14 protein-coding genes and 1 CRISPR repeat array (1 of these 15 only partly in view) are annotated in these 20564 nt (G+C 40.7%); of the genes, 1 reads left to right on the plus strand and 13 read right to left on the minus strand.

Annotated features, from left to right (window positions below; all coding sequences use genetic code 11):
• Window positions 1-1720: direct repeats of the CRISPR family, unit length 36 nt; unit sequence GTACTAAACATCATTGATTTAACATACTTCTGAGAC; it begins 562 nt to the left of the window's first position.
• A 27-nt stretch (window positions 1721-1747) separates the two neighbouring features.
• From csn2 to N4597_RS09655, 5 genes are all read right to left on the minus strand, one after another.
• Complete coding sequence (gene csn2 / locus N4597_RS09635; protein WP_056975705.1) at window positions 1748-2419, minus strand: type II-A CRISPR-associated protein Csn2; 672 nt, start codon at window positions 2417-2419, stop codon at window positions 1748-1750.
• A complete protein-coding gene (gene cas2, locus N4597_RS09640) occupies window positions 2416-2721 on the minus strand; it encodes a CRISPR-associated endonuclease Cas2 (RefSeq protein ID WP_056975707.1) in 306 nt (101 codons plus the stop codon). The genes csn2 and cas2 overlap by 4 nt, the downstream gene beginning before the upstream one ends.
• On the minus strand, window positions 2699-3604 hold the full coding sequence (gene cas1 / locus N4597_RS09645) for a type II CRISPR-associated endonuclease Cas1 (protein WP_172584784.1): 906 nt from the start codon (window positions 3602-3604) through the stop codon (window positions 2699-2701). Before cas1 ends, cas2 begins: the two co-directional genes overlap by 23 nt.
• Window positions 3605-3801: 197 nt before the next feature.
• Window positions 3802-7860 carry a type II CRISPR RNA-guided endonuclease Cas9 gene (gene cas9 / locus N4597_RS09650; protein WP_260903659.1) on the minus strand — a complete coding sequence of 1353 codons (4059 nt, stop codon included), beginning with the start codon at window positions 7858-7860 and terminating at the stop codon, window positions 3802-3804.
• Between the two features lie 221 nt (window positions 7861-8081).
• On the minus strand, window positions 8082-8957 hold the full coding sequence (locus N4597_RS09655) for an ROK family protein (protein ID WP_260903661.1): 876 nt from the start codon (window positions 8955-8957) through the stop codon (window positions 8082-8084).
• Window positions 8958-9120: 163 nt separating this feature from the next.
• On the opposite strand from N4597_RS09655, the gene N4597_RS09660 reads away from it, so the two are divergent.
• Entirely contained in the window at window positions 9121-9504 is a 384-nt protein-coding gene (locus N4597_RS09660) for a VOC family protein (protein ID WP_089144212.1), read from the plus strand.
• A 69-nt stretch (window positions 9505-9573) separates the two neighbouring features.
• Here the strand turns inward: N4597_RS09660 and icd are convergent, their stop codons facing one another.
• The 8 genes from icd to N4597_RS09700 all read right to left on the minus strand — a co-directional run bounded on the left by icd (window position 9574) and on the right by N4597_RS09700 (window position 20554).
• Window positions 9574-10848, minus strand: a complete 1275-nt coding sequence (icd, locus tag N4597_RS09665) for an NADP-dependent isocitrate dehydrogenase (RefSeq protein WP_260903663.1) — start codon at window positions 10846-10848, stop codon at window positions 9574-9576.
• Window positions 10848-11954 (minus strand): citrate/2-methylcitrate synthase, encoded by a 1107-nt coding sequence (locus N4597_RS09670; protein ID WP_260903666.1) that lies wholly within the window; start codon window positions 11952-11954, stop codon window positions 10848-10850. The genes icd and N4597_RS09670 overlap by 1 nt, the downstream gene beginning before the upstream one ends.
• Before the next feature lie 5 nt (window positions 11955-11959).
• A complete protein-coding gene (gene acnA / locus N4597_RS09675; protein WP_260903668.1) occupies window positions 11960-14560 on the minus strand; it encodes an aconitate hydratase AcnA in 2601 nt (866 codons plus the stop codon).
• A 361-nt stretch (window positions 14561-14921) separates the two neighbouring features.
• A complete protein-coding gene (locus tag N4597_RS09680; RefSeq protein ID WP_172576288.1) occupies window positions 14922-16700 on the minus strand; it encodes an oleate hydratase in 1779 nt (592 codons plus the stop codon).
• A gap of 175 nt (window positions 16701-16875) precedes the next feature.
• Entirely contained in the window at window positions 16876-17706 is an 831-nt protein-coding gene (locus N4597_RS09685; protein ID WP_089144216.1) for an energy-coupling factor transporter transmembrane component T family protein, read from the minus strand.
• On the minus strand, window positions 17699-19411 hold the full coding sequence (locus N4597_RS09690; protein ID WP_260903673.1) for an ABC transporter ATP-binding protein: 1713 nt from the start codon (window positions 19409-19411) through the stop codon (window positions 17699-17701). The genes N4597_RS09685 and N4597_RS09690 overlap by 8 nt, the downstream gene beginning before the upstream one ends.
• 3 nt (window positions 19412-19414) lie before the next feature.
• Complete coding sequence (locus N4597_RS09695; protein ID WP_050611580.1) at window positions 19415-19969, minus strand: ECF-type riboflavin transporter substrate-binding protein; 555 nt, start codon at window positions 19967-19969, stop codon at window positions 19415-19417.
• Between the two features lie 96 nt (window positions 19970-20065).
• Window positions 20066-20554 (minus strand): hypothetical protein, encoded by a 489-nt coding sequence (locus N4597_RS09700; RefSeq protein ID WP_101811872.1) that lies wholly within the window; start codon window positions 20552-20554, stop codon window positions 20066-20068.
• Window positions 20555-20564: the final 10 nt, after the last annotated feature.

Below are 20564 nucleotides of genomic sequence, written 5' to 3' on the forward strand. Positions count from 1 at the left end.
GACTTATAAAAATGGTATTACGAATGGTCTAAAGTACTAAACATCATTGATTTAACATACTTCTGAGACTGTTTGTCTGTCATTTTAGCTAGAGTGCCAGTACTAAACATCATTGATTTAACATACTTCTGAGACGCCTATTGTCCGTGTGATGCTCCGGGCTTTGGTACTAAACATCATTGATTTAACATACTTCTGAGACAGGCTGTGGCGAAGTTTTAGAATTTAAAAAGTACTAAACATCATTGATTTAACATACTTCTGAGACGATTAATTTCATTTTAGATTACCACCTTTAGTACTAAACATCATTGATTTAACATACTTCTGAGACCAAGTCGGCGACAGATTGTAAAAAAGACGTGTACTAAACATCATTGATTTAACATACTTCTGAGACTTCCATGGGTCGCTAGCAAATTCCAGCGGAGTACTAAACATCATTGATTTAACATACTTCTGAGACCTTTACAAGGTTTCACTGAAGGTTCATATAGTACTAAACATCATTGATTTAACATACTTCTGAGACACCCTTTCCGTCAGTATAATGCTTATTAACGTACTAAACATCATTGATTTAACATACTTCTGAGACGATAGCCGACATTAATTTCGGCAATGCTCAGTACTAAACATCATTGATTTAACATACTTCTGAGACGTGTAAAAATCAATCAGCATATCTGCTACTGTACTAAACATCATTGATTTAACATACTTCTGAGACCATCTAATCATCTCTCTTTCTAAAGTAATCGTACTAAACATCATTGATTTAACATACTTCTGAGACAGTGAACGCTCAAATATTGGCGCATAAAGGGTACTAAACATCATTGATTTAACATACTTCTGAGACGGTGGGACTTTATCAACTAAGAACCGCTTCGTACTAAACATCATTGATTTAACATACTTCTGAGACTGTCAACTTCTAGCGTTTGATAGTCTGTTGGTACTAAACATCATTGATTTAACATACTTCTGAGACGTGCTTTAGCCCCATGCCGAATCAACCAGTGTACTAAACATCATTGATTTAACATACTTCTGAGACTAATCTTCATTGCAATCTCTCCTTTTGATTGTACTAAACATCATTGATTTAACATACTTCTGAGACTGAGCCTAGCAGCTTGCTCATCAATTCAGTGTACTAAACATCATTGATTTAACATACTTCTGAGACGTTCATACGGTCGACGTATTCCAAATTTTCGTACTAAACATCATTGATTTAACATACTTCTGAGACATGATACTACCTTGACGGATTATCAGATTGGTACTAAACATCATTGATTTAACATACTTCTGAGACTCTAAGTCGTCCTTGATACCAGCAACATTCGTACTAAACATCATTGATTTAACATACTTCTGAGACTGTGGCAATTCATTAATATCATCATGGTTTGTACTAAACATCATTGATTTAACATACTTCTGAGACGATGTAGTTTGTCTTAAACGCGAAGCTTGTGTACTAAACATCATTGATTTAACATACTTCTGAGACCTTTTGTTTCCTCACTTGTGCGGAAAGTAGGTACTAAACATCATTGATTTAACATACTTCTGAGACCCAACACGGGCGCGCCAAGCCCCTTTAGCCGTACTAAACATCATTGATTTAACATACTTCTGAGACGGCGAGTGGGTATAAAAGACCCTGGAAAGAGTACTAAACATCATTGATTTAACATACTTCTGAGACCGATATTTATTAATCAATATCTAATCTTTAAAAGTACCAACCAACGAAGTCAGCATCAATATAGTAATAATTACAGTTTTTATAATAATCCTTCTTATCCAAATCTGAAAATTCAATTAGAAGGACTTTCGTTCCAATTTCATTATTAACATACTGAAGTTCACGAAATTGTTCTTGCGTCATATAACTAGCTAGGTTATTGAACACAATACACGATTTATCATCACACTCAATATGAAGTTTTAAATCACTTTCAATTATACCATAAGCATCATTAGATATAGAAGGATGTAAGTGAATGTTAGCGTATTTAAGTAGCCGTTTAACATCCCCATCAAAACTAACTTCTAAAGGAATATCTGTCATAAACAAACTTTCCTGCAAGAGTGTAAATAATTCGCGCGCCTTCTTTTCAATACTTGTCCTCACGTGCGGAGCCAAGCCCTCGGTAATCTTATTAACTAACTCTAGCTTGTAACGTTTATCTAAGTCATGATTAATCAAAGCGTCGCCGTCAAAATCAAAAGCTAAATTATTGTTAATAAGGCTAAAATCATCGCTGTACGCTTTTACCTTGTCATTGTAATCTTTTACACCTAAAATCAAATCTTTGTAAACTGTAGGATTATTAGTTGCTATTACCGTTATCTTACCTTCATCAATTTGTACTTCATCGTATCCTTGGTAGCTAAGTTTCATAAAATTATCGTCCTTTGTGCTGAATTTCTAATATCTTTTTTCTTTTCACCTAGCAAAAAGTGCATATCATTGTACTGCTTTTCAGTTAACATCAAGGTCTGAATTGTCCCATTTTCAGGTAAATAAACACTGACCCTTTTTTCTAAGAACTCTGCTGACTGCCTTGTTACGCAAACCCTGACATAAACAGAGTACTGTATCATAATAAAACCTTCTCTAATTAATGCCTTTCGAAATTTTCGATACTCTCTTCTATCTTTGCTAGTTTCCGTTGGTAAATCAAACATGATCATTAAGCGCATTGTACGATACCTCATTTGGTAGAGTCACCTCAATTTTTATATTGTCTTTCTTGCCGTTTAGATAATTTAAGCAATCGCTAACATATTTTGTTATCGCATTTCTCAATAGTGTATTTTTACCATTATATTTAATCTCTAAATTTAACATATCCACTAATCCGTACTTCACATCAGGTGTAAAATCAAGAAAATTTTGCCCATTTACCCAATAATCTACTATTGGTCTAAACGGTTCTATTAGGTCACACCCAAAATTAAATTGATTTTCATTACTATGATGATGAATTCCTAAATAAGTCAAAAAGCCATTTTGTACTATCTCTCTATTTATCTTTGATAGAATAACCGCATATCCATAGTCTAGAGCCTTATTTATTACTGACCCTGTCCTTCTTGAAAAATCTTTAGTAAATAATGTTTGAAAATATTTTTTTGCAACTACAGCTTCGCGGTTAGTAACATCATTTACCTCTAAAACATCCAACTCATCTTCTAGTTCTTTGGTTTGTTGTCCGTTTAATCTTAAAACTTGAATTTGATTTTCAATTTTACCAATTATAATATTGGTCCATAAAAGCTCCATTCTTTCTTGGGGCCAATTGTATTGTAGATTGATATTTTCTAACGCTAAATTATTAGGATAATATCCCACTGTTTCACAAACAGGCTCATGTTGTCTATCTGTAAAAATTACCTTAGTTCCGTTCTTAGTTAGAGCTCCAATTAAACTCGAAGTAATAACCGCCTGAGTTGTTTCAATCACCAATAACTCTATATCTTCGACGGGAATCTGATTTATTCCCTCGTTATTCTGCACCACCATCATCCGCGAACTATATGATAACTTTGAATGTTGCGTTATAATTACTGATCTCCATCCCATGAAAACACTTCCTCTTGACAAAAAAATTAAGTTTCTTGTATAATACAGACGTTGGGTAGCTCCCAACATCTAAACATTATTGATTTAACATACTGTGTTGAGATCAAACGGAGCTTTTTAGCGATGTTTATCCTTTTGAGCCATTATATGGCCGTACATATTATAAAAAGTGCCCCTAAAAGGGCACTTTTTCTTTACTATAAATCTCTCAAATAAACAACTCTTTCAAAAATACCAGTTGGTGATTGATAAATTAACTTAGCGTTCTCAGTCAACACTATTCCTGACGGACGTTGTAAAAATCCGAATGGACTCCCGCTGATAATTTTCAATTTTTTAACAACAGGATTAGCATGTAACCCATCCAAAATATCTAGCAATTCCGTTACTTTATCTGCTGTATTTAATTCTACAAATTTATCTTTGCTACTTGTTAATTTATTTCTAAACTGTCGTGCATCATACAACGTAAATTTATCATTCACTACGTTCAATATTTCCTCATAAACAGCTACTAACTCCCTATCACTAGCATCTTTATTAGCTAAAGATTCGATGCTTTTCACACTTAAAACTAATTGTTTTGCATTATATGGGTACGCAGCACTACCCAACATAAATTTACCGCTATCATCTTCTACAAGTTGCTTAAAATGAACCTTTGGAAGGATAATTCTAAAAGTCTTTTTCTTACCTGAACTATTTATCTGCTCGTCAATAATCTCATTTAATCGTTGCATATATCTATTGTGGTCCTCTTTGGCAAGATTATCTAACTCCAACTTGTTTCTCATCGGAATTCCTACCACCCTAAATTTGATACCTTTCTTATCTTCCAATCGTACTATGGAAAGGTAAGCATCGTAGTTATTAGAATATCCCCCATAAATATCAACCGGCTTATCGTTTTTCTTTTGAATTAATTTCTGTTTTGGATTTACTGGGTAGATGGTCTCCTTAAACATAGCTCCACTGTTTGTATAGGTTTCTTGCGATACTAGCATATATTTATATTCATATGCTTTTTTCAGTTGATTAATTGCGTCTTGACGATTCATGAATACCTTATGTTCGACATTATCAACTATTTGGTCGGTCTTCCCTTCTTCTAAATCATATAAGAAATTGTATGATTTTAGGTAATTACGGTCTTTTTTGGCATCAAATTTATTGTAATCGCCATAAACGAAATAACCACGTAACTTAGGATATCGTTGATATAAGTATCGTCCACTAAACGCCGTTAAATAAGCATCAAAAGCGTGGTGATAATCGTTGAGTTGTCTAATCTTCACAAAATTGAAATGTTCACGTAGTTCATGTGTATACTTTTGACGAACTTCTATGATTTTTGTATCTTGATACAATGTCTGCAGTATTTCAGCAGACAATTTAATAACTTGCGAAGTTTCCACTAATTGTCTCCGAATAAAGCCATTAGCCTTATATGGGCCAATCTCGTCCGGATCAGTAAGCAAGTTAGCCAGTTTTTGTTTACTAATTAGTCCGTTATCATATAAATCATTCCAGAAATCCTTCATTTTAGCACCATATTCACAAACAGGTACCGTATCTGATTTCTCATTATTAACCGCACGTTTTGTCAATACTCGGTTGTCTAAAGAATCATCCTTAATAAAAGACCGTGGTAAGATATGATCGCCATCACTATATAAACTCAACTGGTCAATATTAAGCGGTTCCCCCGTGTACATATCTCGACCTAATTGAGTGAAATATAGATAATACTTATTCGTTAGTTTCTTCTTACTTGCTTGAAAATCTTTAAACTCAGCTAGCAAAGCTTGGTCCGTCATTTCTTCAGAAAGACTCATCAAAGTTTTTTGAAGTTGTGTCATTCGTGAATTAGTCAATTCTGAGCGCCCATCGCTTCTTGTAAATTCGATGGAAATGGATGTAGGTTTAGCTCCCATAGCCTTCTCTACATCTTGGACAACCTTAATAACCTTACGAATTGCTTTTTTATTTTGTGGAGATGTATATGCTTCACCAAGAATCTGTTCAATATCTCCTTGCTCTAATTTATCACTATTATATTCGACGATGGCTTTTTGAAAATCTGGTTGAGACTGAATTTGCATAAAATTATTAGTAGTGTCCCACAACCAATCCATAATTCTTTGACCATTACTATCACAAATTCCAGTTAATAATCTTCTTGAAAGTCTTCCCCAACCATTATAATTAAGCCGGGTTAGTTGTGTAATATTTTCTTCCGTCAGCCACTCAATCTCTTTCAGTTTAATTCTTAAGATTTTCTTATCTTCAAAAATTGTAAGCCACTCTATAATCTGTTCAAAATCTTTTTGTCTGCCAGCATCATCTACTGCCTTACCAAATATCTTCTTTAAATCATGATAAGTGGATAAATTATTATCAAACTTAGTCCCATTACTTAGGCCCTCTAATTTAAGGGAATTCAAGTTTTTCAGTTTAACGTTCAACCAATTTTTAAAACATTTAGCTGAAACTGTTTTACTATCTCCGTTTTCAAATAAAGCAACATATGCTTCTCGTTTTAATTCAACTGGTAGTCGTCTTCCATTAACCTTGATATTATTAAGCTCGTTAAGAACTTTATATCGTTGATACAGTAAGCTATTAGCTGGTAAAACATCCTCACCAACCAGATAAGTATCCTTGGCGGTCATTCGCTTGATGAAGTCATTTGCAGATGCAATTGTATCAACCTTTTCTTCAAAGTTCCAAGGAGTTATCTCTCCCTCTTGTTTTCTAACCATCCAAGCAAAATTACTATTAGAGGTTTGTTGCTGTTTTTTACTAGTCACCATAGGCCCTACATAGTAAGGGACTCTAAAGGTTAACAGTTCATCTAATTTATACGGTGCCCGCTTCTGATGACTTTCCACTGGATTCTTCTCAGCTAACCAAGGGTAGTATTTGGACTGCATTTCAATAATCTTATCCAATTCCACTTGGTGTAATTGATTAGGAATAACCCCATTCATTGCTGTTCTTTGTTTAGGTAAGAATTGTCCCATTTCAATTAAACCAAGTAACTTTTCAGCCCGTGAATCGTCTAACTCAACTAAGACTTTCTTTAGCTCTTTATAAAAATCAGCCCTATTTTGGTGTGCACGCTTATCTACTTTCTTAGCTTTTGGATCCTTCCCATCAATATACAAACTATATGCTTTCTTTATAGCTTTGATTTGCTTAGCATCCATCTTTTCGTACAAAGCTTTTAATACTTGTAATTGCTCCCTATGCGCCTCATATTTATCTACCATTGATTGCGAAATACTCTTCCCGTCTGGAACAATTTCATTTAGAATAATTTGATCATGAATTGTCTTTATTGCATCAAACAATTCAGCTTGTTTTTCATTGACTAATTCTAACAATCCACTGACATTTTCTTCGGCATTAGTATCCAATAGCGAAAAGTTTTTCTTATTTTTGTCTATTTCTAAATCATCAGCTAACAATAAATTAGCAAACTGGGCTTTCATGCCTAAGATAGCATTACTTAATTCCTTAGCAAGTGAAGCATTCAGTTTATTAATTTCCTTACGATCACTTGAAACTGTTAGTAACTTTTTAAGTGCTCCAGCCTTATCGCGCCTACTTTTATTCTTATCAACTATAATATCTTGAATAGTTTCGACATCACTCACATTAATTTTGACATCCGTATTTAATTCGTCGTATAGCTCTGCCACTCGTTTTAATTGTCTATCTAGTTGTTCTTTTAATTCTAAGCCTTCTTGCTTAAAACTATCTACCGATAATGGGCTAAGAAAATTACCACGATACTTCATGATATGATGAATTGCCAAAAATATTGCCCTTACATCAAATTTCCTATCTTCTTCCATTAAAGCCTTTCGCAAATGATAAATTGTTGGATATTTTCTATAAAAATTAGCATCCTTTTCATTTGGAAAAAGTAAGGAGCCCCAAAAGCGTTTATTTTCATCCTTAGGCGAAATATCAGCTTCATGGAGACGTGCTAAGAAGTTCTCGTCTACTTCAAAAATGTGAGGATCAAAAAAAACTTCTAAAAGTTTTAACCTTCTCTTACGACGTTTTAAACGTCTTCGTGTCGTTCGATATCCTCTCCGCTCTGCTGCCGTGTTTCCCTCTCTAAATAAACTTGTACCAATTAATGTTTTACCCTTAGCTCTCATTAAATGATAATTGCAATCCATCACTGCATAACCTATACTGTTAGTCCCAATATCAAGACCTAAATGGTACTCTTTTTCAGACATACTCTCGTTCCCCGCTTCCTAAGTATTTTATAAAAATAATTATATAAGCGTTTTCTTTGATAGTAAATAGAATTTTAAAGCTACTCTGATTTTCCCTGTTGGTTCAAAAATAATTATCAAAATAATTTCACAAGCAAAAAATCGCTAGATACAATGCATTCAAACATTGTTTCTAGCGATTTTTGAATTCTGAGTTTTTTTCTTAACCTCTATTACTTTACTTAGTTCTTAGCGGCTTCTTCTTGGGCTAGTAAGAGGCAACCAGTAATACCGGCATCGTCGCCAAGGGCAACGTGGACGATGTAATCGTCTAAATCAGGTGTCTTGAGGTAGCCGTTCATTTGTTCTGCAAAGGACTTGCGAATCATTGGGAAGAGTTGATCTTGCTTGGAAACACCACCGCCAAAGATAATCTTTTCTGGCGAAAGGATGACCGTGTAATCTACGCAGGCTTGGGCCAAGTAGTAGGCTTCGATTTCCCAATCCTTAGCGTCCTTCGGAATATCGAAGGCTTTGCTTCCGCCGGCCCGACCTTCAACGGCTGGTCCAGCACAGAGCCCTTCTAGACAGTCATGGTGGTATGGGCAGTTACCTTGGTAGGTGTCTTCCGGATGACGACGCATGATGATGTGGCCCATTTCTGGGTGGCCAAAACCTTCAAGGAGTTGGCCGTTGACAACGCCACCTCCACCAACACCAGTCCCAACTGTGAGGTAAACACAGCTGTTCTTGCCTTGGGCGGATCCTTTCTTCAATTCCCCGTAAGCGGCAACGTTAACGTCAGTTGTCCAAACATAAGGAATGTCATAGTGGGCCTTCATATCGCCTAAGAAGTTGTAGTTAGCCCATCCCTTCTTAGGTGTCGTGGTGATATAGCCGTATGTATCTGATGAGCGGTTGACATCAATCGGGCCAAAGGAGCCAATTCCCATTGCTACCACGGGGTTTTCGTCAAAGAATTTGAAAACTTCAGCCATCGTTTCAGCTGGCACGGTAGTTGGAATCTTAACGCGTTTCAAAATGTTTAAATTTTCGTCACTGACTGCACAGACGAACTTTGTCCCGCCGGCTTCAATTGCTCCGTATAGTTTAGTCATGATAAATCCTCCTTTAGAGTAACCGTTTTCTTTATTTTACCTTATTCAAGTAGGAATTTAAAGTCCTTTTCTGAAATTTATGCTAAACGTTTGACATGTTTTTTAATTTACAAAAATTAGGTATAATAAAAGCAACTTTAAACTATAAAAGAGGGATTTATCTGTGAAAATCAAACGTATCGACCATATCGTTTTAACAGTTACTAACCTGGCTTCAGCTAGCCGCTTTTACCACGAAGTGTTTGACATGCCGGTCTTGGCTGAAACAGCTGAAAGCCACACTTTAAGGTGTGGTCACCAATTGATTGTCTTGCAAAAAGTCGACGCCAAAGCGGACTTAAAAGCAAGCCACCCAACTAGTGGCAGCGCCGATTTATGTATCGTTGCCGGCGACAAGATGGACGACATTGTTAACCACTTGAAGAGTTACTTCGTTAACATTGTGGCTGGCCCAAGCCAAACTAGCGGTTCCGAAGGTAAGATGACCTCCGTATTTGTCCGCGATTACGACAACAATTTAATCGAAGTAGCTACCTACAAGGGCTAACTTTTACACAAAGACCCCGAGCAAAAAAGCTCGGGGTCTTTCTTATTTTTATGGATATTGGCCTAGATGCTAGCTATTTTTTTGCAAAATTAACTCTGCTAAATACTGACCAAACTCGCTAGTGCTTAGCGTTGTGGCCTCTTTGAGCTTAGCAGCAAAATCAACTGTGACATGGTGACTAGCAATTGCTTCTGCTAGGGCCGATTCAATCAAGTCAGCTGCCTGGCTCCAACCTAGGTAGTCAAACATCAGCTTGCCGGACAAGATTAACGAAGTTGGATTTAGCTTGTTTTGGCCTGCAAATTGGGGGGCCGTCCCGTGAGTTGCTTCAAAGATAGCTTGACCCGTCTGGTAATTGATATTGGCTCCCGGGGCAATCCCGATGCCCCCAACTTGGGCAGCTAGGGCATCCGAAATGTAGTCCCCATTCAGGTTTAAGGTCGCAATGACATCAAAGTCGCTGGGCCTTAGTAAGGCTTGTTGGAAGAAGTTATCACAGATCAGGTCGTTAACAATTACCCTGCCAACTGCTTGAGCTTGATTTAGGGCTTGCTTAGCCTGGGCTAGTCCTTTAGCTTCCTTGATTTTGTTATATTCCATCTGACTAAAGATTTTATCCCCAAACTCCTCGGCGGCTTGGTAGCCCCAATTTCTAAAGGAGCCCTCCGTTTGCTTCATAATGTTGCCCTTATGGACCAAGGTTACTGTCTTTAAATTATGAGCTAAGGCGTAATTAATGGCCGCCTTAACCAAACGCTTGGTTCCCTGGCTAGAAACTGGTTTGATTGCAAACGAACTACTTTCAGGAAAGCGGACCTTAGCTAGTTGTCCCTGTTCCTTTAAAAAGGCCAATAATTTCTCAGTTCCTTTTGTATGGCTTGCAAACTCGATACCGGCATAGATGTCTTCCGTATTCTCCCGGAAAACCACCATGTTAACTTGTTCCGGAGCTACTACTGGACTAGGCGTGCCTTGGTAATATGTCACCGGCCGTAAACAGGTATATAAATCTAGTTCCTGGCGCAAGGTAACATTTAAAGACCGGTGTCCTTCTCCGACCGGAGTTTCTAGTGGCCCTTTAATTGCTACCAAGTGTTTTTTTAGCGCCGTGAGAGTTTCAGCAGGTAACCAACTACCGGTTTGCTGGTAGGCGCTCTTTCCCGCTAACAACTTGTGCCAACTAACTTTTCTTTGACCCCCGTAAGCCTTTAGCACGGCGGCATCAAAAACTGTTTGGGCGGCCGCAAAGATTTCTGGGCCAATCCCATCCCCACTAATATAGGGAATAGTAGGGTTAGCAGGTACCTCCAACTTCCCAGCTACCATTTTAATTGCTTCTGCCATTAAAACTCACTTCCAATCTGATAATGATCCTTAGCGTACTTGCGACCTTTAGGGCCAATATACTCAGACGAGGGCCGAATCAAGCGCCCCGTTCGTTTTTGCTCCATGATATGAGCCAACCACCCCGCCGTCCGGCAAGCCGCAAAGATAACGGTAAAGAGATCCTTTTCTAACCCCAGGCAGTGGTAAATCAACGCGGTATAGTAGTCAACGTTAGGATGTAATCCCTTAGTCTTTAGTAAATAATCGGCAAGCGTTACTTGCAAATCGTAGTAAGACTCATTGCCCGTCTTTTGTGCTAACTTCCTAGCTAGTCCCTGTAAAATCTTAGCCCGGGGATCCCCATCCTTATAGATGCGGTGCCCAAAGCCCATTACCTTCTTGCCAGCCGCCAACCGCTGTTTGACGTAGGTAATAGGATCTAAGTGCGAGCACTTAATTTCTTCTAGCATTGCAAAAACCTGCTCGTTAGCTCCACCATGAAGCGGTCCTTTCAAAGCACATACCGCCGCCGTCAGACAAGAATAATAGTCAGCCGCCGTTGAGGCTACCACCCGGGCACTAAAGGTCGAGGCGTTAAATTCGTGGTCGGCGTGCAAAACCATCACGGTGTTAAATAACCGGCTCAAAAATTCATCCGGTTTCTTGCCAGTTAGCATGTATAAGAAATTATCTGCCAACCCCAACTTAAAATCAGGTTCAATCAGTGGTTCGTCTTGCCGAATCCTGACAATCGAGGCAATCACCGTTAGCATCTTGGCAAGAATTTTCGGTGGTTCGTCAAAAATCACGTCGTTGGTAGTCCCTAGTAAGGAGGTAGCCGTCCGCAAGATGCTCATCGGATGTTGTGGTTCCTTAGCAATGTAAAGCAAAAGCCGGATTGATTCTGCCGGCAAGACCATCTCTGAAACTAACTGCTTGCTAAAAGCCGCAAGTTCGCCCTTTTGCGGTAGGCGCGTGTGCCATAACAAAAAGACTACCTCTTCATAAGAAGCCTGGGCCAACTCTTCAATTTCATAACCAGCGTAAACTAACTTGCCACCCGCAGTTGAACTAATTTCCGTTTGATCAACCACTACTCCAGCTAAACCTTTTGGTAAGTCCATTTCAATCACCCCTTTGCCATCTTAGTCGCCACTACCAATGGTAAGATTCCATCCGCGGCGTAATATTTCTTATCAATCGGCGCGTCAAAACGCACTTTCACCTCAAACTCGACCCGCTTTTGCTCACCAGTTGCCACTACGCGGGCCAGTTTGTCGGCTAGCTTAATTTCAAAGGTTTCGCTGCCATCTAACCCTAGTGTTGCTGCCGTTTGGCCAGGAAGATATTCCAGGGGTAAAATTCCCATCATCACTAAGTTAGCCCGGTGAATCCGCTCAAAACTTTCCGCAATGACGGCCTTGACCCCCAGTAACTTAACTCCTTTTGCAGCCCAATCCCTGGAAGAGCCCATTCCATAATCCTTGCCGGCCAAGATAATTGTCCCAATTTTCTTGGCTTGGTATGCCATCGCAGCTTGGTAAATGGTGGTCTCTTCTCCGGTCAACCAGGACTTGGTAAACCCTCCTTGCTTAGTTGCCAACTGATTTTGCAAGCGAATGTTAGCTAAGGTCCCACGAACCATCACCTCGTGATGCCCCCGTCTAGCCCCATAAGAATTAAAGTCAGCTGGGGCCACTCCGTTAGCTAACAAATACTGACCAGCCGGAGTCTGTTGACCAATGAAGCCCGCCGGAGAAATATGGTCGGTAGTTACCGTGTCTCCTAACTTAGCTAGAACCCGCAAGCCAGTTAGCTCTTTAGTTCCCGTCCCCGCAATCACAAACGGAGGTTGGGCAATGTAGGTTGAAGTCGCATCAAAATCATAGGTTTCACTAGCCTGTGCGTCTAATTCATTCCAAGCTTCATTTTGCTTGAAAATATCGCGGTAATTAGTAGAAAATAGGGCCGGTTTTACGTAGGCCTGGATTAAGGCAGTGATTTCGCTAGCAGCTGGCCACAAATCTTGCAAGTAGACCGCTTGACCATTAGGGGTAGTACCAACTGGCTCCTTAGTTAGGTCAATGTCCATCGTTCCCGCTAAGGCATAGGCCACCACTAAGGGTGGAGAGGCTAGGTAAACATCCTTAACTAAAGGATTAACCCGGCCTTCGAAATTACGATTCCCACTTTCAACCGCACTAACAGGGTAAGGTCTTGCTTCCAAAGCTGCCTGCAAATCTGCTTGCAACTTACCTGAGTTTCCAATGCAGGTTGTACACCCATAACCAACCACATTAAAGCCTAGTTGATCTAGATAAGTCTGAAGCCCGGTCGTCTTCAAATAAGCTGTCACTACCCGTGAACCAGGCGCTAGTGACGTTTTCACATAAGCTGGCACCTTCAAACCTAACTCACAAGCCCGTTTAGCTAGCAAGCCCGCTGCCACTAACACTTCGGGGTTAGAGGTGTTAGTACAGCTGGTAATCGCCGCTAAGGCTAAGGCACCAGGCCGTAATTTAACTGGATTTGCTTCTAGTTCCAGCTGATAATCTGCTAAGTCATCGTATTGGCGGAAATTAGTACTTACTTGGTCTAAGCCAACCAAATCTTGGGGACGTTTTGGTCCCGCTAGACTTGGCTTAACGGTCGCCAAATCTAGCTCAACTAGCTCCGAGTAAGTTGGGGTGGCATCCGCCTGATAAAAGAGGTGGTTAGCTTTAGCATAATCTTCCACTAACTTAACTTGAGTCGCAGTTCGGTCAGTGAGCTTAAGGTAGGCTAAAGTCTGATCGTCAATCGGGAAAAAGCCACAGGTTGCCCCGTATTCGGGCGCCATGTTAGCAATCGTTGCCCGGTTGGCTAACGGCAAGCTCGCTAGGCCGGGACCAAAAAATTCAACAAATTTTCCGACCACGTTATGGGTCCGCAACAACTTGGTAATGGTTAAGGCCAAATCGGTTGCCGTCGCAAATTCAGCCAGTTTTCCTGTGAGTTTTACTCCCACTACTTTAGGCATTGGGAAGTAAGATTCCTGCCCCAGCATACTTGCTTCGGCTTCAATCCCACCAACACCCCAGCCTAATACCCCTAAAGCGTTGACCATGGTCGTATGCGAGTCGGTTCCAACCAAGGTATCAGGAAAAGCCAGACCGGCGGTGTTAGTTCTAATGACATCGGCCAAATATTCAATGTTGACCTGGTGGATAATCCCGGTGTCAGGTGGAATGATGGTTAAATTTTCAAATGACTTTTGTGCCCACTTCAAAAAGTGATAGCGCTCTTGATTACGTTCAAACTCTTTTTTGATATTATAGGCTAAGGCTTGGTCGTTTCCTGCCATATCAACCTGAACGGAGTGGTCCACCACTAGGTGAACGGGGACATCTGGATTAATCAAGCTTGGATTACCTTTCTGGCGCTTGACCTCTGCCCGCATCGCTGCTAAATCCACTAAGGCTGGAACGCCCGTTAAGTCTTGGAGAATGACCCGTTCTGGCTTGTAAGCAATGTCTTGGTCGTGCTTTTGGTCCCAGTCACAAAAATACTTTAAAAACGGAGCTAATTCTGGCTTACGCGCACTCTGACGTAAAGTTAATTCTAATAAGACTCGCAGTGAGTAGGGAAGATTTGCAACAGTTTGCCCCTGCTCTTTTAAATACGCCCCAATGTCATAGTAACTATACTCCGCTTTGTTTGAGTTAAACCTGCGCAAATACTTCCCGCTCATAAAAACATCCTCCTTTGTGATTTCTTCTTATTTTTTAATCATTCTATCATGTTATAAAAAATTACACTAATCACATTTGTGAATTTAATCACGGCAAGCTAACATTATTCTTGTTACTTTGTCTCATTCTAAATCCCCGGCCAACCTCCCAATATATCAATAATTATCTAAGCTTTTTTCAATTTAATAAGTTAACATACCTGCGGAAATAAATTTCGCACAATTTAGTAACTCTTTTAGGCGTCAAGCTAATCGAATTATAATTTAAAGTCAAAAAATTGCTTGACACCCGGTGTTTTTTCAAAAAAAATTCCGCAAGCACGCGTCTTAACCGTGCTTGCGGAATTATTAGCCTCTCAACTTAAAGTAAATGTTCTTGGCGCATAAGCTCGCCTAACCAAGTCTTTTCTAATTTCTTTAGCAAGGCCTTCTTAACCGGCTTAGGCACCGGCAAGGCTAGGTCCATTTCTGCTAGGCCTTGCTTGTCGTTCATATAGTACATTGCCCGCATCAACTCACGAATATCATAGATTGAATTGAAGACTTCCGGCACACCCCGGTCAACATTTAGCAAGCTGTAAACTGCCTCCATCGCCGTTCTGACAGAATATTCAGTCGTAAAGACCGTATCCCGGCTTGGAGACTCAGCAAAGTTCCCAATAAAGGCCAGGTTAGCAGATCCTTCTGGAACAACTGCCGGCCGGTCGCCTTTCTTTCTAAGCATGAAGTAGCTGGTAATAAATGGCATGTAAACGGGAACGGTTTGGATTGACTCTTCCTTGGCGTAGCTAGCAATTAGACTTTCTGGTACCCCTAAATGATAGAGCCACTCTTCTGTAATCTCTTTTCCAGAACACTCGGTGATTTTCTTATTAATATAGTTTCCCTTAGTGTCTGAATACAACCCGTAAATCCAAACGACAATCTCATTTTCCTTTTGGCCCTTAAAATGTGGTTGGCGGTGGATTGTCCAAGACAGCATCCAGTTAGAGTCCGTGACCGTGATAATTCCCCCAGTGTTAACCTTATGGGCATGGAGGTCGCGTTTGGTTAGCCGTTCAATGTAAGGCTCAATTTGTGGATTCCTAATTGTAGCCGTGGCAGAAACAAACCAGCTTCTCTCTGGTAGGTTTTGACAGAAGACATCTGGATTACCAAAGTCAGGGGATTGCTTAGCTAAGTTTTGCCATAAGCGCCAGGAACCACCTAACTCATGGGTTGGTGGAGCAGGAGTCTCATGGCTCCCATAAGTTGAGCTTTCTGTAATTGACCCATTGGTTACAAAGACAATGTCATCGTCGGTTAAACTAATCGTTTCACTCTTCCCGGCCTTGGTTAGCTGCAGCTCCTTGGCGTGTTTTTGTCCTTCGGCTGTATCAACCACAACATTATCCACCTGGCAATCATAGTCAAACTGAACTTTATGGTCCTTAAGGTAGGCCAAAAGTGGCTTAGTCATTGATTCGTATTGGTTATACTTGTTGAACTTTAAGGCAGTAAAGTCTGGCAAACCATCGATATGGTGGATAAAACGCATCATATAGCGCCGCATTTCAATCAAGGAGTGCCACTTTTCAAAGGCAAACATGGTTGCCCAGTAAGTCCAAAAGTTAGTTTCAAAGAAGTCAGCAGAAAACCAGTCTTCAATAGTCTTTCCTTCTAAATCATCTTCCGGAGTCAAGACTAGCTTTACTAACTCATTGGATAGCTTACCTAATTGATACTGACCGTCACTTGGAACTTGGTTACCCCGGTTGTAAATTAAGCGACAGTTAGAACTGTTAGGGTCGTCTTTATCTAACCAATAATATTCATCTAAGTAGGAAGCACCAGGGATTTCTAGCGACGGAATGGAACTATACATATCCCACATACATTCAAAGTGATCTTCCATTTCACGACCACCTCGGACAACGTAACCTAAGCCCGGCTTCAAGGCCCCGTCTAAGGAGCCACCGGCCACCGGCAATTCTTCCAAAATGTGAATATTTTCTCCAGGCATCTGTGCATCCCGCACCAAAAAGACGGCTGCAGACAAACCGGCTAAGCCCCCGCCGACAATGTAGGCCCGCTTTTTCTCTACTCCTGCTGGTTTCTTAGGGCGTGCATGACCCTCGTAATTACCATTTGAATAATACATAAGAAAGTCCCCTTCCTAAACAACTATCTAATGCGACAGTCGTTTCATAATCTACCTCCATTCTAGTGTTAGCGCTTACGTTAGTCAATTTAAATTCACTAATTTACAACAGTCTTAAACTTTTGACCGATTTTAAAAAAGCTAGCCCGCAAAAAGCCAGGCTAGCTTATCATCATTATTTAAAGGGGTTATAAAAGCGCCCCCCGTTAATTTTAAAGAGAATCAAACTGATTATGAATAAAACTAGGCCACTAACTACTAATAAATAGTCCCGCGTCCTAAACGGTTCAGCCACATACCAGGTCCGTTTCTTTTTAGCCCCAAAACGCCTTAATTCCATGGCGGTACTAATTGTTTCGATGCGCTCTAAGCTTGAAAAGACTAGGGGCAAGACAATTTGTAAGGCCCCTTTCACCCTGTTAAAGAACTTACCCTTCTTAGACATTTCAAAGCCCCGGGCCTGTTGGGCTTGTGAGATGGCAAAGTAGTCCGCTTGAATATCAGGAATATAGCGCAAGGCTAGCGAAACGGCGTAGCTAACCTTATAGCTCACCTTTAACTTAGATAAGCTAGCTGCAAAGGCACTAGGATTAGTTGTCAAAATAAAGCCTAAGGTCAAGGGAATCGTGCAAAAGTACTTCAAGGCCACGTTAGCTAGGTAAAACAGCTCCTGGCTAGTCAAAGTAAAATAACCGGCTGAAATTAAAACCTGCTTAGCCCCATAAAGTTCTTGGCCATAGGTTGGCTGAAAAACAAAGACCGCTAAAATGTTTAGGACCGAAAAAAAGCAGACGAACTTAATCACAAAGGAAATCTGATTCCACTTAAGATCAGCTAACTTAAAGATAAAAGTTGAACAGATTCCCACTACCAATAAAAAGCGGGTATCATAAGTAGTCATACATGCAAAGGAAACGGCTAAGACAAAGAATAACTTGGCCGTCGCATTAAAACTATGAATAACGGTTTGCTTCGGAATGTATCCTAAAATTTGATGCTCATTCATCACGTCGCTTCCTTTCTTCATAGTTAATGAAATTAGCCACAAAATCAGTCTCAGCTGGTAACCCAGCTAGTTTAGCTAGTTGATACAAGCTCGTTTCCTTTAAGGCAGCCTGCTTAATCAAGGACTGGTTAGTCAAAAGTTCTGCCGGACTTAGATCCGCTAATAACTGCCCTTCGCTAAAGACTAGGGCCCGCTTGGCATACTCTAGCATCAAGTGCATGTCGTGAGTAATCATTACGATTGTTTGACCGGCTTGATTTAAGGCGGTAATAAACTTCATCATCTCAGTATAATTGCGAAAATCTTGGCCAGCCGTAGGTTCATCTAAAATTAACAGTTCGGGCTCTAAGACTAAGATGGAAGCAATCGACACCCGTTTTTTTTGCCCGAAGCTCAAAGCGGCTACCGGCCAGTTGCGAAATTCATATAGGCCGCAGACTTTCAAAACAGCCAGCACTCGCCTTTTAACCTCTGCTTCTTCCACCTGCCGTAACCGTAATCCTAAAGCCACTTCATCAAAAATCATCGTCTTAGAAATCATTTGGTTAGGACTTTGCATAACATAGCCAATCTTATCAGCCCGCTCCTTAATAGACTCAGCTTGCAGGTCCTGCCCCCGCCAACTAATGCGGCCGCTTGGGGTAATAAAGCCACACAAGGCCTTAAATAAGGTCGACTTGCCGGCTCCATTGCGACCCACCACCGCTAGCATTTCCCCCTGCTTAATTTGGGCGGAAATTTCCTTTAAGGCCGGTGGATTTTGGGGCAGATATTGATAAGAAAGGTCGGCCACTTCTAGTAGCGGTTGGGCTTGCTTTTGAGTAGTCTCAGCTGGCTGCTGGGCTTGCCAGTCAGCCAACTGTTGGGCTTGCTCATCCGTCAAGCAAAGACTAGCCATTGACTCTATGCCCTTAACCTCATTCAAATCAACGCCAGCGTATTTGAGCGCGGTCACGTAAAGAGGCTCCCTAATACCACTATTCATCAGCAAGTCAGACCGTAATAACTCTGCCGGCGGCAAATCAGCTACAATTTGCCCATCGTTAATCACAATTACCCGGTCAACTGGCTTAGTCAAAACTTCCTCTAAGCGGTGCTCTACGATTACAACCGTTACGTCTTCCTGACGGTGCAAGTCATCGATTAAATCAATCGTCGCTTGGCCACTGGCTGGATCCAAATTGGCGAGGGGTTCATCAAACAAAAGTAAGGGACTTTCATCAATTAACACCCCAGCTAAAGACACCCGTTGTTTTTGACCCCCTGACAATTCTTGGGGCCGGTAGTTAAGGTGACTAGCTAAGTTGACCCGCTTAGCCCACTTAGCTACTCGTTTTTGCATCTCGCTTTTAGCTACCCCATCATTTTCCAGAGCAAAAGCAATGTCTTCTGCCACGGTCAAGCCAATAAACTGACTGTCAGTATCTTGCAAAACCGTGCCCGTTTCAAAGGAGAGGTCAAACATGGTCGTCTTAGTAATATCCTTTCCCGCTACTAATGCCTGCCCCTTGATTTCACCTTCATACTGGTTGGGAATTAGACCGTTTAAGCATTGCAGTAGGGTTGACTTACCACTCCCAGACGGACCACAGATACAAATTTTTTCGCCAGGATAAATCTGCAAATTAATCTTTTTTAAAGTTGGGTTGGCTTGACTTTCATAGCGGAAAGAGAAGTCTTTAAAGTCAATAATTGCATCTGTCATAGCTTAGTCTTTTCTTAGTGATCCTTTCTTAGTCCGAGTGGCTGCATAAGCTTTGAGCAAGAGGGTTCCTAAAATCGCAACGGAAATAGCGTTGGCAGTCGCAGACACAATCCCTTGCAGATAAACTTTATTAGCTGGTTCAGAGTAAATCAAGATATCAAGCGATGGAGCAACTAGGGCCCATACTAGGTAGTTGGCCACTACTTGAACCAAGTTAAAACTTAAAATTTGCTTTAACTTAAATTCACCGTGCTTGAGGTCAAACCTTGAACCCACTAGCCCAAAGATTAAACCGATGATGCCAGAACAAATAACCCATGACCACCATGGACTCCCATACGCAGTCGCATCCTTAATCGTATGTCCGATTAACCCAATCAAAAAACCGGCAACCGGCCCATATAAGGAGGCCATCAAGGCTAAAAAGGGATAGGTTGTTTCGATACTTGTGTTAGCTACTCCGGTTGGAATCGACACGAACCGCCCTAAAATCACAAACACGGCCGCCCCAATTCCAATCGCAACTACTGTTTTCACAGAAAAACCATTCTTTTTCATAAAAAAACTCCTCTCTTAGCATTAGTCTTCCTTCATTTTGCAAAAAATCAACTAAAAAAGCAAGCGGGACTACTTAATAAATCCGCTTGCTTTTCACTAATTTTCATTTTCCGTTGTGTTTTCTTGCTCACTAGCAGCTAGCATTGCCAGGTAACTTTCAAACTGAGCCACCACTAGGTCTAAAAACTTAGCCGGTTTAGCTTGGGCGCTGGCCAAGTCCGTAATTTCATCAATCCGGTAACCAGACGCATTCAAGCCCGGCGCTTCAAAACTTAGATACACGTTGAGGGGAACTTCTGCCTCCTCATCACTAAAGAAATTATCCACCCGCTTAATATCTCTAAAAGCCAAGTTGATAATGCCGGTTTCTAAAAATAACTTGAAGTCACTATCACCCTTAATAGTTAAACTCACCTGGGCTAAGTTTTGGGGATGGTCAGCCACTTCTTCCAAAAAGGCCGTAACCACTTGCCCTAAGGCCTGTTTTAGGTCAGCTTGAACTTGCTTTAAGTCAGCACTAAATTCTTGGCTAGCAAAAGTCTGCGCCTCTCCAGCTGCTAAAAAATCTTTAACTCTTATCTTCAATATGTCCACA

Origin of the sequence: Ligilactobacillus agilis (assembly GCF_025311475.1) — a bacterium.
Taxonomy (GTDB): Bacteria; Bacillota; Bacilli; order Lactobacillales; family Lactobacillaceae; genus Ligilactobacillus; species Ligilactobacillus agilis.